Annotated in this window: 11 protein-coding genes and 1 tRNA gene; 1 reads left to right on the forward strand and 11 read right to left on the reverse strand. The window is 69.3% G+C overall.

Annotated features, from left to right (window positions below; genetic code table 11):
• Positions 1-355, forward strand: a 355-nt coding sequence (locus tag CCN42_RS06760; RefSeq protein WP_107427553.1) for a DUF6344 domain-containing protein, incomplete at its 5' end; no start/stop codon positions are given.
• Positions 356-490: 135 nt separating this feature from the next.
• On the opposite strand, the gene CCN42_RS46370 is transcribed toward CCN42_RS06760, so the two are convergent.
• The 11 genes from CCN42_RS46370 to dnaA all read right to left on the reverse strand — a co-directional run.
• Positions 491-880 carry a hypothetical protein gene (locus tag CCN42_RS46370; protein ID WP_143661864.1) on the reverse strand — a complete coding sequence of 130 codons (390 nt, stop codon included), beginning with the start codon at positions 878-880 and terminating at the stop codon, positions 491-493.
• 402 nt (positions 881-1,282) lie between these two features.
• Entirely contained in the window at positions 1,283-1,744 is a 462-nt protein-coding gene (locus tag CCN42_RS06770; protein WP_086169338.1) for a lactococcin 972 family bacteriocin, read from the reverse strand.
• Positions 1,745-1,941: 197 nt separating this feature from the next.
• Positions 1,942-2,018, reverse strand: a tRNA-Ile gene (locus tag CCN42_RS06775).
• A 100-nt stretch (positions 2,019-2,118) separates the two neighbouring features.
• Positions 2,119-2,871 carry a DUF3566 domain-containing protein gene (locus tag CCN42_RS06780; RefSeq protein WP_086733745.1) on the reverse strand — a complete coding sequence of 251 codons (753 nt, stop codon included), beginning with the start codon at positions 2,869-2,871 and terminating at the stop codon, positions 2,119-2,121.
• Between the two features lie 18 nt (positions 2,872-2,889).
• Positions 2,890-5,484: a DNA gyrase subunit A gene (gyrA, locus tag CCN42_RS06785; protein ID WP_086169341.1), complete on the reverse strand. Its 2,595-nt coding sequence runs from the start codon at positions 5,482-5,484 to the stop codon at positions 2,890-2,892.
• Positions 5,485-5,526: 42 nt separating this feature from the next.
• Positions 5,527-7,599 (reverse strand): DNA topoisomerase (ATP-hydrolyzing) subunit B, encoded by a 2,073-nt coding sequence (gene gyrB, locus CCN42_RS06790; RefSeq protein WP_211294646.1) that lies wholly within the window; start codon positions 7,597-7,599, stop codon positions 5,527-5,529.
• 514 nt (positions 7,600-8,113) lie between these two features.
• Positions 8,114-8,644, reverse strand: coding sequence for a DciA family protein (locus CCN42_RS06795; RefSeq protein ID WP_086169343.1), 531 nt, complete (start codon positions 8,642-8,644; stop codon positions 8,114-8,116).
• Positions 8,641-9,762, reverse strand: coding sequence for a DNA replication/repair protein RecF (gene recF / locus CCN42_RS06800; protein ID WP_086733747.1), 1,122 nt, complete (start codon positions 9,760-9,762; stop codon positions 8,641-8,643). Before recF ends, CCN42_RS06795 begins: the two co-directional genes overlap by 4 nt.
• An 85-nt stretch (positions 9,763-9,847) precedes the next feature.
• On the reverse strand, positions 9,848-10,723 hold the full coding sequence (gnd, locus tag CCN42_RS06805; RefSeq protein WP_086169345.1) for a phosphogluconate dehydrogenase (NAD(+)-dependent, decarboxylating): 876 nt from the start codon (positions 10,721-10,723) through the stop codon (positions 9,848-9,850).
• Between the two features lie 190 nt (positions 10,724-10,913).
• On the reverse strand, positions 10,914-12,044 hold the full coding sequence (gene dnaN / locus CCN42_RS06810) for a DNA polymerase III subunit beta (protein ID WP_086169346.1): 1,131 nt from the start codon (positions 12,042-12,044) through the stop codon (positions 10,914-10,916).
• A gap of 1,009 nt (positions 12,045-13,053) precedes the next feature.
• On the reverse strand, positions 13,054-14,731 hold a 1,678-nt coding region (dnaA, locus tag CCN42_RS06820; RefSeq protein WP_086733753.1), incomplete at its 5' end, for a chromosomal replication initiator protein DnaA.

Raw genomic sequence — 14,731 nt, forward strand, 5'->3', positions numbered from 1 at the left:
CGCCTTCGTCACCGCCTTCCTCGCGCTGTGCACGGCGCTCGGACTCGTCACCACGACCGCCGCCGCGGCCGTACCGCAGAGCGACTCGACCCGCAACAGCGGCACCGGCACCACCGCGAGCGCCCCGGTCACGACACCGGCGACGTCCCCCTGGCTCTCGTCCCACGCCAGGGCCCTGCCCCCCACGATGAAGCAACGGATCCGGGCCGAGGCCCACGGCGCCTCTCCGACCTGCCGGCACCGCCTCCTCACCGACCCCGTACCGGCGACCGCCGACTGCGCCGCCGTGACCGACGAGTCCCCGGACGAGCCGGGCGAACCGGACGAGCCCGTCGCACCGCCTCTCCAGCGCTGAGCGCCGCTCCCCGCCCCAACCCGAACCCGAACCTCCCCGCTCCACCCTGTCAGCACGGCGGCTTGCGTACCGCCCTCACGAAGCGGCCCGGTCACCCCTCGGTGACCGGGCCTTCGTGCCGCCAGACCCGTCCCGTCACCCCACGTGACTCACCGACGCCCGCCGACTCCACAGCGCCTTGACGCACAGAGCGATCACGACGGCCGTCGCCACGATCCGGGTGACCTGCCACATGGTCACCACCAGCTGCTCCTGGAGAGGAGCCGGATGCGCCAGCCGCATGGTGGTCTCGGCCACGACCACAAGAGGCAGCGGGAGCTGAGCGAGAAGCCGGTAGGGGCCGGTCAGTGAGATCTTCCCGGCTGTTCCGCAGACGGGTCCGAGGAGACAGGCGACCACGGCCCACATACCGATCATGGACACCAGCTCGCCCCAGGCGAAGTACTCGGTCCGCCCGGTGGGATCGGCGAGATCCGCCTTCGTGTAATCGCCCTGCGCGGCCTTCGTCACGTAATAGGCCGTCACGCATATCCAGAGGGAAGCGACACCAAGGACCGCGGCCCCTCTTTTCGACGCGGCCGTCATTCCGGCCGCGTAGGCCACCGCGGCATAAGCCCAGCCGGCGCTCAACGTGTCGGAAACAACCTGACTCACCTGTCCGCCCATCGGACCGAGCAGGGGGCCGAGAACTCCCACGGCCACAGAGAACGTCAGGACCAGGGTCAATCTCGGGAAAGAGGCACGCACGAAGCACAACCTTGCAGTGGGGGGGTGGTTTCGTCACCGCGGTACGGCTGAGGGTCGTACCGCGGCAGGCGGTGGACGAGCTGAGACCGCCGGCGAACGCCGAACGAGACATGTCCCGGCCACCACCGCGAGGCGGCAGTGGCCAGGACATGGATCAGCGCGCCCTGTCAGGCGCGGCGGCTAGTAGACACCCCAGTAGGCGTTGCAGGTGTGGGCGGCTCCGGCCTTGGCGTACGCCTTGGCCCAGATGTCCTTCTCCCGCGTGTCCTTGTCGGTCGCGTTGGCGATGGAGACGCTGGCCGAGTGCTTCTTCGTCGGGTGGATGTAGTTCGAGTAGCAGCCCTTGTACGCACCGTCCGCGTTGGTGCCGTAGTTCCAGGTGCCGCCGCCCTTGCTCACCCGAGGGGTCCGCAGGCCCTTCGCGTCGGCGGGATAACTCACCACGCCCCATTCCCGGGGCTTCTCGCCATTCGGCCCGATGAGCGCCGCGGGAGGCTTGATTCCGCTGTCCGCGGTGAATGTGCGGACCTGTACCGGAGCCGGTGCCGGGCCGGCCGCGGTCGCGGGCGCCGCGGCGGTGAGCGTCCCGATGAAAGCCGTCGCGGTCGCGGCGATGGCTATCTTCGTCACGGACTTCTTCATTGTTGAATTTTCTCCCCGTCAAAAAAGGGCTGCTGGTCCGTGCGGAGTTCGCACACAGCCCTTGAAGTGATCTCGAAGTGATCAAGATCCACTGTAAACGATCTTGGCCGAAACCGCTCGCGTCCACTGTCCGGACAGCGGCACGTGGCCGTAGACGCCGAAGACCCCCGATCCATCCGGACCGGGGGTCTTCGTGCTGGTGGGGCTAACAGGATTTGAACCTGTGGCCTCATCCTTATCAGGGATGCGCTCTAACCAACTGAGCTATAGCCCCGCCGCGCTCTGCGGTGTGTGTCCCGCGCGCTGACTCCTGAAGATTAGCGCACGACCGGGCCAGTCCCAAAATCGATAGTCGCGGGGGCTCGCGACCCGGCTCACTCGTCCTCGGCGAGCGTCAGCTCCACCCCGCCCACGAAGCCCGCGGACAGGTTGTAGATGAACGCGCCGAGGGTGGCCAGGGCCGTCGCGAGGACGACGTCGATGACCGCGATGATCGAGGTGAACATGAGCACGTTCGGCAGGGACAGGAAGGCCTGCAGGTCGAAGCCGTTCGACTCGTTGGAGCCGGTCGCCTCCGAGATGGTGCCGCCGACGGTCGAGAAGACGCCCATCGCGTCCATGACCATCCACAGCACGGCCGCCGCCACGATGGTGCAGATGCCCAGCGCGATCGACAGCAGGAAGCTCACCTTCATGACCGACCACGGGTCGGCCTTCGCCACCCGCAGCCGCGCCTTGCGCACGCGCGGCAGGGTGCGCGCCCCGGTGCGCGGCCGGCGCACCGCGCCGCCCGGCCCGCTCTGCGCCGCCTGCCCCTGCGTGGGGTAGGCCTGCGGCGGGTGGTACGGCCCGGCGGGCTGCTGCGGCTGCCGTTCACCCGGCAGCGGCGAGGCCCCCGGCTGCTGGGTCTGCGGGCCTCGGGTGTCCGTCACAGTTCCCCCCTGGGATCCATGCGTCTCGGGCGAGGGAGAGTTCTTCGCCTTCTTGGGTGACTTGATCGCTTGCAGATTGGTGGTCTGCGGATCCGTCACCTGCGCGGCGGAGCCACGGCCGCCGCCGTCCGCTTCCTGACCGGCCGTCTGACCCGTCGAGGTACCGGCCGATCCGGCGCCCGTGGCTCCGCTCACGCTGACTCACTCCTCGTGCTACTCGGCCGAGGGCGCCTCGCCCTCGTCCGTGCCGGTGGTCCCGGCACCCTCGGCGGTCTCGTCGACGGCCACGTCGCCGTCGACCTCCTCCGCCTCGCGTCCCGCCTCGGCGTTACGAGCGATGCCCACGACGGCATCGCGCTTGCCCAGATTGATCAGTTGGACGCCCATGGTGTCACGGCCCGTCTCCCTGATCTCGTTGACTCGCGTACGAATCACACCGCCGGACAGCGTGATGGCGAGGATCTCGTCGGTCTCCTCGACCACCAGCGCACCGACGAGCGACCCGCGGTCCTCGACGATCTTGGCGGCCTTGATGCCGAGGCCGCCGCGTCCCTGAACGCGGTACTCGTCGACAGCGGTCCGCTTCGCGTACCCGCCGTCGGTGGCAGTGAACACGAACGTACCGGGTCGCACGACATTCATCGAGAGCAGCTCGTCTCCCTCGCGGAAACTCATGCCCTTGACACCCGAGGTCGCACGGCCCATCGGGCGCAGTGACTCGTCCGTTGCCGTGAATCGGATCGACTGCGCCTTCTTGCTGATCAGCAGCAGATCGTCGTCGGACGAGACCAGCTCGGCCCCGATCAGCTCGTCGTCCGAACCGTCCTCCCGCTCGCGAAGATTGATGGCGATGACACCACCCGAACGCGGGGAGTCGTAGTCCTTCAGCGGGGTCTTCTTCACCAGGCCCGCCTTGGTGGCCAGGACCAGGTAGGGCGCCGCCTCGTAGTCGCGGATCGCCAGGATCTCGGCGATCGCCTCGTCCGGCTGGAAGGCCAGCAGATTCGCGACGTGCTGACCGCGCGCGTCGCGGCCGGCGTCCGGCAGCTCGTACGCCTTCGCGCGGTAGACCCGGCCCTTGTTCGTGAAGAACAGCAGCCAGTGGTGCGTGGTCGAGACGAAGAAGTGGTCGACGATGTCGTCTTCCTTCAGCTTCGCGCCGCGCACGCCCTTGCCGCCGCGCTTCTGGGCGCGGTAGTCGTCCGTCTTGGTGCGCTTGACGTAGCCGCCGCGCGTGACGGTGACGACGATGTCCTCCTCGGCGATCAGGTCCTCGATGGACATGTCACCGTCGTAGGGCACCAGCTGGGTCTTGCGGTCGTCGCCGTACTTCTCGACGATCGCGGCCAGCTCCTCGCTGACGATGCCGCGCTGGCGGACCGGCGAGGCCAGGATCTCGTTGTACTCGGTGATCTTCGCCTGGAGCTCGTCGTGCTCCTGGACGATCTTCTGCCGCTCCAGGGCGGCCAGCCGGCGGAGCTGCATCTCCAGGATCGCGTTCGCCTGGATCTCGTCGATCTCCAGGAGCTCCATCAGGCCGCCGCGCGCGATCTCGACGGTGTCGCTGCGCCGGATCAGCGCGATGACCTCGTCGATGGCGTCCAGGGCCTTGAGCAGGCCGCGCAGGATGTGCGCCCGCTCCTCGGCCTTGCGCAGCCGGAACTTCGTCCTGCGGACGATGACCTCGATCTGGTGCGTCACCCAGTGGCGGATGAACGCGTCCAGGGAGAGGGTGCGCGGCACGCCGTCGACCAGCGCCAGCATGTTGGCACCGAAGTTGGTCTGCAGGTCGGTGTGCTTGTACAGGTTGTTCAGGACGACCTTGGCGACCGCGTCCCGCTTGAGGACGATCACCAGACGCTGGCCCGTACGGGACGACGTCTCGTCGCGGACGTCCGCGATGCCGCCGATCTTGCCGTCCTTCACCAGGTCGGCGATCTTCTGCGCGAGGTTGTCCGGGTTGACCTGGTACGGCAGCTCCGTGACCACCAGGCACTGACGGTTCTGGATCTCCTCGACCTCGACCACCGCGCGCATGGTGATCGAGCCGCGACCGGTGCGGTACGCCTCCTCGATGCCCTTGCGGCCGACGACGAGGGCGCCGGTCGGGAAGTCGGGACCCTTGATGCGCTCGATGAGCGCGTCCAGCAGCTCCTCGTGGGAGGCCTCGGGGTTCTCCAGGTACCACTGGGCGCCGGCCGCGACCTCGCGCAGGTTGTGCGGCGGGATGTTGGTCGCCATGCCGACCGCGATGCCGGCCGAACCGTTGATCAGCAGGTTCGGGAAGCGGGACGGCAGGACGGTCGGCTCCTGGGAGCGGCCGTCGTAGTTGTCCGTGAAGTCGACGGTCTCCTCGTCGATGTCGCGGACCATCTCCATCGACAGCGGCGCCATCTTGCACTCGGTGTACCGCATGGCCGCCGCCGGGTCGTTGCCCGGGGAGCCGAAGTTGCCGTTGGAGTCGACGAGCGGCATGCGCATCGACCAGGACTGGGCGAGGCGGACGAGCGCGTCGTAGATGGAGCTGTCACCGTGGGGGTGGTAGTTGCCCATGACGTCGCCGACCACGCGGGCGCACTTGTAGAAGCCGCGCTCGGGGCGGTAGCCGCCGTCGTACATGGCGTAGAGCACGCGGCGGTGGACGGGCTTGAGGCCGTCCCGCACGTCCGGCAGCGCACGCGAGACGATGACGGACATCGCGTAGTCGAGGTACGAGCGCTGCATCTCCGTCTCGAGCCCGACGGGCTCGACGCGCATGGCGATCTCGCCGCCCTGCTCAGGGGTGACGGGAGTGTTCTCGTCGGTCATTGCTGGTGAGGATCCTTCCTGATGCGGTCAGCTGAGACCGACTCAGATGTCGAGGAAGCGGACGTCCTTGGCGTTGCGCTGGATGAAGGCGCGGCGGGCCTCGACGTCCTCGCCCATGAGGACCGAGAACAGTTCGTCGGCCTGGGCGGCGTCGTCGAGGGTGACCTGGCCGAGGACGCGGTGCTCCTGGTCCATGGTCGTCACACGCAGCTCCTCGGCGTTCATCTCGCCGAGGCCCTTGAAGCGCTGGATGGAGTCCTCGCGGATGCGCTTGCCGCGCTGGCGGCCCATCTCGATCAGTGCGTCGCGCTCGCGGTCGGAGTACGCGTACTCGACGTCCTCGCGGCCCCACTTGATCTTGTAGAGCGGGGGACGGGACAGGTACACGTGGCCCGCCTCGACCAGCGGCCGCATGAAGCGGAACAGGAAGGTCAGCAGCAGCGTGTTGATGTGCTGGCCGTCGACGTCGGCGTCCGCCATCAGGATGATCTTGTGATAGCGCAGCTTCTCGATGTCGAAGTCCTCGTGGACTCCGGTGCCGAAGGCCGAGATCAGCGCCTGGATCTCCTGGTTCTGCAGGATCTTGTCGATCCGCGCCTTCTCGACGTTGAGGATCTTGCCCCGGATCGGGAGGATCGCCTGGTACTCCGGGTTGCGGCCGGACTTGGCCGAACCGCCGGCGGAGTCACCCTCGACGATGAAGATCTCGCACTTGGTCGGGTCGTTCGACTGGCAGTCGGAGAGCTTGCCCGGCAGGGACGCCGTCTCCAGCAGGCCCTTGCGGCGGGTCAGGTCGCGCGCCTTGCGGGCCGCCACGCGCGCGGTGGCCGCCTGGATGCCCTTGCGGACGATGTCCGCGGCCTCGTTCGGGTTGCGGTCCAGCCAGTCGTTGAGGTGCTCGTAGACCGCCTTCTGGACGAAGGTCTTCGCCTCCGTGTTGCCCAGCTTGGTCTTGGTCTGGCCCTCGAACTGCGGCTCGCTGAGCTTGACCGAGATGATCGCGGTCAGACCCTCGCGGATGTCGTCGCCCGTGAGGTTGTCGTCCTTCTCGCGGAGCAGCTTCTTGTCGCGCGCGTACTTGTTGATCAGGTTCGTCAGCGCCGCGCGGAAGCCCTCTTCGTGGGTGCCGCCCTCGTGGGTGTGGATGATGTTGGCGAAGGAGTAGACGCCCTCGCTGTAGCCGCTGTTCCACTGCATCGCGACCTCGAGGGACAGGCTCTTCTCCCTGTCCTCCGCCTCCAGGTCGATGACGGTGGGGTGCACCACGTCTCCCTTGCGGGAGTTGAGGTACTTCACGAAGTCGACGATGCCGCCCTCGTAGTGGTACGTGACGGTCTTCGGCTCGTCCTTCTCGTCCGCGCCCGCCTCGTCCGCGCCGGCCGTGGCCTTCGCCGAGTCGCGCTCGTCGGTGAGCTTGATGGTCAGTCCCTTGTTCAGGAACGCCATCTCCTGGAAACGCCGCGAGAGCGTCTCGAACGAGTACTCGGTGGTCTCGAAGATGTCGCCGTCGGCCCAGAAGGTGACCGAGGTGCCGGTCTCCTCCGTGGCCTCGTGCTGGGCCAGCGGGGCGGTCGGCACGCCCATCTTGTAGTCCTGCGTCCACCGGTGACCGTCGGTCTTGACCTCGACGGAGACCTTGCTCGACAGCGCGTTCACGACCGAGACGCCGACACCGTGCAGACCACCGGAGACCGCGTATCCGCCGCCACCGAACTTGCCGCCCGCGTGCAGCACGGTCAGCACGACCTCGACCGCCGGCTTGCCCTCGGAGGGGACGATGCCGACCGGGATGCCACGGCCGTTGTCGACGACGCGCACGCCGCCGTCGGCGAGGATCGTGACGTCGATCGTGTCCGCGTGGCCGGCCAGGGCCTCGTCGACGGAGTTGTCGACGACCTCGTACACGAGGTGGTGCAGGCCGCGCTCACCGGTGGAACCGATGTACATACCGGGTCGCTTGCGGACCGCGTCCAGACCCTCGAGGACGGTGATGGCACTGGCGTCGTAGGACGCAGAGGCAGAGGCCTCGGCGCCTGTGGCCATGGCCTCGGTGGACGGGATGTTCTCGTTGGGGTTGCCGGAATCGGCCACGAAGCGCCCTTTCTGGCACAGCACGAGCCGGGCTCGTCGGCGGGTTGCCGGAGCGGCTGCGGCATGTTGCGTTGGTAAGCCTTGATCAGCGTTGCTCAGCGTTTCCCGGGCGGTCCCCACGTTCGGGGCGGGATTGTCTTCCAGTCTACCGGTAGCACTGACAGTGATGGGGGTTTGCCGGTACCTGAGACCTCATGTGCCGCCCTGAACCGTCCTCGATCGGGTCCCGATATGCGGATGGGGGCTCCAAGAGGCTCACAGAGGCACCCAGCGCTTTGGGGTGTCAACCCTTAGCTACCCCTCGGTCACGTCCGAAATCGCATGCGCGTGCGGTTGTACGACAAGGCACTGACTGCTGTGGCAAAAGGGACTGATGGGACCGGCGGGACGGTGTGGACGTGAGGTAGGTCACGTGACCCCGATGAGGGTCCCGCATGAGCCCGACGACAGTCCCGCGGGTCCCCGATCCGCGGGTCCTCGACTCCGCGGGTCCCCGATTCGCGGGTCCGCGGATCGCCGCTGCTGCGGCGAGTCGGCCTCAGCCGTACGTGTCTCCGGGCCCGGTGCTGCCGGGGGCACGCAGCGGGCCGTAGCGGCGGGCCGGTCCCGCGGGACCCAACACCTTGATCATCCGGACCGTGCCGTGGCCCAGGTCCTCGTTGAGCCGGGCCACCAGCTGCGGGGCCAGCAGCCGCAGGTTCGTCGCCCAGGCCGTCGAGTCGCAGCGCACCACCAGCACCCGCTCGTCCTCGTCGTACCGCTCCGGTACACAGTGTTTGGCCAGGTCCTCGCCGACGATCTCCGGCCAGCGGCCCATCACCCCGCCCACCGCGGCCGGCGCCTCCCAGCCGCGCTCGGTCAGCAGCCGGTTGATCGCCGCGCCGAGCGCCATCGGATCCCGGCCGTCGGCGCGCGCCCCGGAGCGCAGGCCACCGCCCCGCCGCGCCTGCTTCTTCTGCTGCGCGGCGTCCCCACGCGCGCGTGCCGCCTCCTTCGCCGCCCGCAGCGCCACGCGCGCGAGATCGACGCCGGACGGTTCGGCCGCCCGCTTCGGTTCCCGGTCGCTCATACGCGTTCCACCGTCCCACCGGACACCGCGTACCGCGCGCCGGCCAGCACCTGCGGGACGTCGTCGTCGACCGCCGCCGTCACCAGCACCTGCTCGCCCGGCGCGACCAGCTCGGCCAGCCGCTCCCGGCGGCGGGCGTCCAGCTCGGCGAAGACGTCGTCAAGGATCAGCACCGGCTCGTTGCCCTCGGCACGCAGCAGGTCGTAGGAGGCCAGGCGCAGCGCCAGCGCGTAGGACCAGGACTCGCCGTGCGAGGCGTAGCCCTTGGCGGGCAGTTCGCCGAGCTTGAGCAACAGATCGTCCCGGTGGGGTCCCACCAGGGTGACGCCCCGCTCGATCTCCTGCTTGCGGACCTCGGCGAGCGCGGCCGTCAGCTGCTCGAACAGCGCCTCGCGCGTGTGCGCCTCGCCCGGAGCGGACGGCTTGTACTCCAGCGAGACCGGGCCGCCGCCGGGGGCCAGCTGCTCGTACGCCTTGTCGGCGAGCGGCTGGATCGCGTTGATCAGGTCCAGGCGCTGGGCGAGCAGTTCGGCCCCCGCGCGCGCGAGATGCTGGTCCCAGACGTCCAGGGTGGACAGGTCCATCGAGCGGCCGCCGTGGCGACGGGCGAGCGCGGCCGTCTTCAGCAGGGTGTTGCGCTGCTTGAGGACCCGGTCGTAGTCCGAGCGCACGCCCGCCATGCGGGGGGAGCGGGCGGTGATCAGCTCGTCGAGGAAGCGGCGCCGCTCCCCGGGGTCGCCCTTCACCAGCGCCAGGTCTTCCGGCGCGAACAGCACCGTGCGCAGAATGCCCAGCACGTCACGTGGTCTGACCTGCGAGGACCGGTTGATGCGGGCCCGGTTGGCCTTGCCGGGGTTCAGCTCCAGCTCGATCAGCTGCTGCCGCTCGCCCTGCCGGACCTGCGCGCGCACGACGGCCCGCTCGGCGCCCATACGGACCAGGGGGGCGTCGGAGGAAACGCGGTGGCTGCCGAGGGTGGCGAGATAGCCGACGGCTTCGACGAGGTTCGTCTTGCCCTGGCCGTTGGGGCCGACGAACGCGGTGACGCCCGGGTCGAGCGGGACCTCGGCCCGGGCGTACGAGCGGAAGTCGGCCAGCGACAGATGCGTGACGTGCATGGCGGTCGCCGACCTCCTCCGGCGTGGTCCCCCCGGGTTCGCCCCCGGAGGTCCCTGAATCCCCCGGGTTTCCCCAGGGTGTGGATTACTTCTTCTCGACCGCGTGGCCGCCGAACTGGTTGCGCAGCGCGGCGATCATCTTCATCTGCGGCGAGTCGTCCTGCCGCGAGGCGAACCGCGCGAACAGGGAGGCCGTGATCGCGGGCAGCGGCACGGCGTTGTCGATGGCGGCTTCCACGGTCCAGCGGCCCTCGCCGGAGTCCTGCGCATAGCCGCGCAGCTCGTCCAGGTGCTCGTCCTCGTCGAGGGCGTTCACCGCCAGGTCCAGCAGCCAGGAACGGATGACCGTGCCCTCCTGCCAGGAGCGGAAGACCTCGCGGACGTTCTCCACGGAGTCGACCTTCTCCAGCAGCTCCCAGCCCTCGGCGTAGGCCTGCATCATGGCGTACTCGATGCCGTTGTGGACCATCTTCGCGAAGTGGCCCGCGCCGACCTTGCCGGCGTGCACCGAGCCGAAGTCGCCCTCCGGCTTCAGCGCGTCGAAGACCGGCTGCACCTTGGCGACGTGCTCCTTGTCGCCGCCGTACATCAGCGCGTAGCCGTTCTCCAGGCCCCAGACGCCGCCGGAGACGCCGCAGTCGACGAAGCCGATGCCCTTGGCGGCCAGCTCCGCGGCGTGCTTCTCGTCGTCCGTCCAGCGCGAGTTGCCGCCGTCCACGACGACGTCGCCGGGCTCCAGCAGCTCGGCGAGCCGGTCGATGGTCGACTGGGTGGCCGCACCCGCCGGGACCATGACCCAGACCACGCGCGGGCCCTTGAGCTTGCCCACAAGCTCTTCCAGGCTGTGGACATCGGCGAGGTCCGGGTTGCGGTCGTATCCGACGACGGTGTGGCCGGCGCGGCGGATCCGCTCGCGCATGTTGCCGCCCATCTTGCCGAGGCCGATGAGACCGAGCTCCATCAGTTGTGTTCCTTAGGTGTCCGAGGTGGCGTGCCGGTACGGCTCGGGACGGCACGCCGGGCGGTTTCCCGCACCGGCGGCGACGTCCTTCGGTCCGAGCCTAAACCCGGAGCCCCATGCACACCTGTGGGCCTGCGCGCTCATCCGCACGCCTGCCCTGACCTGCGGTTTTCCCCAACCGTGGAGAACGTCAGCCGCTGAGCCGGACCGGCATGATCAGGTACTTGTAGGCCTCGTCCGCCTCCGCGTCCAGCGCGGGCTTGCCGCTGAGGAGCGCGGGCTTGGTGGACGTGGTGAACGACAGCTGGGCCACCGGGGAGTCGATCGCGCTCAGACCGTCCAGCAGGAAGGTCGGGTTGAAGGCGATCGAGATGTCGTCGCCCTCCAGCTGGGCGTCGACCCTTTCCACAGCCTGTGCGTCATCGCTGGAGCCGGCCTCCAGGATGAGCACGCCCTGCTCGAAGCTGAGCCGCACCGGGGTGTTGCGCTCGGCGACCAGGGCCACGCGCTTGACGGCCTCCACGAAGGGGGCGGTCTCGATCACGGCGACGCTGTTGAACTCCGTCGGGAACAGCGTGCGGTACTTCGGGAGGTCGCCCTCCAGCAGCCGCGTGGTCGTCCGGCGGCCCGCACCCTCGAAACCGATCAGGCCCTCGCCCGCGCCGGAGCCCGAGAGCGCCAGCGTGACGCTGTCACCGGCGCCCAGCGACTTGGCCGTGTCCAGGAGCGTCTTGGCGGGCACCAGGGCGACCGCGGAGGCGTCCGGGTTCTCCGGCTTCCACAGGAACTCGCGGACCGCGAAGCGGTAGCGGTCGGTGGAGGCCAGGGTGACCGTGTCGCCCTCGATCTCGATGCGCACACCGGTCAGGACGGGGAGCGTGTCGTCGCGGCCCGCGGCGATCGCCACCTGCTGCACGGCGGAGGCGAAGACCTCGCCCGGGACCGTGCCGGTCGCGTTCGGCATCTGCGGCAGCGCCGGGTACTCCTCCACCGGCAGGGTGTGGAGGGTGAAGCGGGAGGAGCCGCAGACCACGGTCGCCCGTACACCGTCTGTGGAAATCTCCACCGGGCGGTTGGGGAGCGCCCGGGAGATGTCGGCGAGCAGGCGGCCGGAGACCAGCACCGTGCCGTCCTCCTCGACCTCGGCCTCCACGCTGACCCGCGCCGAGACCTCGTAGTCGAAGCTGGACAGGCTCAGCTGGCCGTCCTCGGCCTTCAGCAGCAGGCCCGCGAGGACAGGCGCCGGCGGACGGGCCGGGAGGCTGCGCGCCGCCCAGGCCACTGCCTCCGCGAGTACGTCGCGTTCCACCCGGATCTTCACCGTAAGCCGCCTCCTGCTGTTGCCGGCGCTTCTCGCCCTGCTTCGCCTTCGTCGTCTGTCTCGGTGTCGCCGGCCCCGTGGAGGGGAAGGACACCGGGGACCAGTCTGACGCACCGCACTGACAGTAGGTGCCTCTCGGGGTCAAGTCGTGCCGACGGGCAGCCGGGCAGCGAAGAGCGAGTTGTGCACAGGGCCCTCTTCGAAACGGATTCCGGGCTCTCTCTAGTCGTTGGTAGTAGTAGGGCCTGTGGATACCGTGGATAACCACGTTTGCCCAGCTCAGCGCCGAGATTTTGTCCACGGGCCCTGTGGGTGGCACCGGTGGACAACCGGGGGTCTCTGTGGAGAACGGAAAGTTCTGCACATCCCATGCACAGGCCGGGGCGAGTTCTCCCCAGCGCCATCCCCAGCTTTACCCGTCTTTCCCACAGCCCAACCCGGCAGCTTCGTGTGACGGCTTTCACTCGACGCGGTGAGGAGGCGCGCCACGTTGCCGAACAGTGGACAGGCATGTGGAGAAGCTGGGGATCACTGGGGACAACCGCCCCCAGCCTGTGGGTTGCCGGTGGACAACTCCATGCACAGCTTGTGGACCGCCGCGTTGTCCACAAGTTGTGGAGATCGTTCGTCCACGAATCCACAAGGTCCTGACCTGGTCTGATGGTCTTTCAACAGGGTTGCCTGTGGACGCGGTCTGGACAACTTCGCAGTCCCCAGTGTGTGGACGGAAGAAAGTCACCGAATCTGTGGAGAGCGGCCGTGACCCGGCAGGTAATCGAACAGCGGTGGCCGTCCGGAGGGGTGGCGGCACGGCTCGGCCCGCTGCCGGCCCGGCCAAGAACCTCGGCCGAGGTGAGGCCGGGAGCCGTCGAAGGGCGTGACCCCGGCGCCGCGGGACGCACGGGCAGCGCCGCGGGACGCACGGGCAGCGCCGCGGGACGCACGGCACGACGAAGGGCGCCCCCAGAGATCTCCTCCAGGGGCGCCCTCGGGGCCGTGGACGGCGTTGTCAGCCGTTCTTGATGCGGTTCGTCAGTTCGGTCACCTGGTTGTAGATGGAGCGCCGCTCGGCCATCAGATTGCGGATCTTCCGGTCGGCGTGCATCACCGTGGTGTGGTCCCGGCCCCCGAACAGCGCGCCGATCTTCGGCAGCGACAGATCCGTCAGCTCACGGCACAGGTACATGGCGATCTGCCGGGCGGTGACCAGGGCGCGCCCGCGCGAGGTGCCGCACAGGTCCTCCACGGTCAGCCCGAAGTAGTCGGCCGTGGCGCCCATGATCGCCGTCGAGGTGATCTCGGGCGCCGAGTCCTCACCGCCCGGGATCAGGTCCTTCAGGACGATCTCCGTCAGGCCCAGGTCCACCGGCTGCCGGTTGAGCGAGGCAAACGCCGTCACCCGGATCAGCGCGCCCTCCAGCTCGCGGATGTTGCGCGAGATCCGGGACGCGATGAACTCCAGCACCTCCGGCGGCGCGTTCAGCTGCTCCTGCACCGCCTTCTTGCGCAGGATCGCGATCCGCGTCTCCAGTTCGGGCGGCTGGACGTCGGTGATCAGGCCCCACTCGAAACGGTTCCGCAGCCGGTCCTCCAGCGTGACCAGCTGCTTCGGCGGCCGGTCGGAGGACAGCACGATCTGCTTGTTCGCGTTGTGCAGCGTGTTGAAGGTGTGGAAGAACTCCTCCTGCGTCGACTCCTTGTCCGCGAGGAACTGGATGTCGTCGACGAGCAGGATGTCCATCTCGCGGTAGCGCTTGCGGAAGCTGTCGCCCTTGCCGTCGCGGATGGAGTTGATGAACTCGTTGGTGAACTCCTCGGAGCTCACGTACCGCACGCGCGTGCCCGGGTAGAGGCTGCGCGCGTAGTGCCCGATCGCGTGCAGCAGGTGCGTCTTGCCGAGCCCGGACTCGCCGTAGATGAACAGCGGGTTGTACGCCTTCGCGGGCGCCTCGGCGACGGCCACCGCGGCCGCGTGGGCGAAGCGGTTCGACGCGCCGATCACGAAGGTGTCGAAGAGGTACTTGGGGTTGAGCCGCGCGGTCGGCTCGCCGGGACCGGTCGCCGGGGCGGGCTGCGCGGCCAGCGGGCCGGGGGCCCCGCTCGCGGAGGGCCCGGCGCCGCCCGGGCCGCGGTGCGCCGGTCCGCCGGACGGCGGCTCGGGCATGTCGCGCCGGGCGCCCTGCTGGTCGTAGTCGCCGCGGGACGGTCCGTGCTCGGTGCGCTGCTGGTCGTACGGCGGGCGGTCGGTGCCCTGCGGGCGGTAGTCCTGGGACGGCGCGCGTCGCTGCGAGCCGTAACCGTCGCCCGGCTGCGAGCCGTAGCCCTCGCCGCCCGAGGACCCGTAGGTGTCCTTCCCGGAGGACCCGTAGGGCTCCTGGGCGGGCGGCCCGTAGGAGTCCTGCGCGTGGGAGCGGTAGGCGTCCTGCGGCGGTGTCGCGTAGGGGTCGCGCTCGGGGAAGCCGAGGCGCGGCTGCTGCCAGCCGTACTCGTCCTGTGCCGGCCGGGGCCAGGCGCCCGGCTCGGGGCGCTGGTACTCCCCCGGGTAGGCGGGGCGGGCGGTGGGGAGCTGCTGGTCGTCGGTGCCGGGCAGCGGTTCCGCGCGGTGGCGGCCGCAGCCCCCCCCGTACGGGCCGGACGGAAGCTCGGACTCCTCGTAGCGCGGCTGGGCCTGCCCCTTATACACATCT

The organism is Streptomyces glaucescens (genome assembly GCF_002154375.1).
GTDB lineage: Bacteria > Actinomycetota > Actinomycetes > Streptomycetales > Streptomycetaceae > Streptomyces > Streptomyces glaucescens.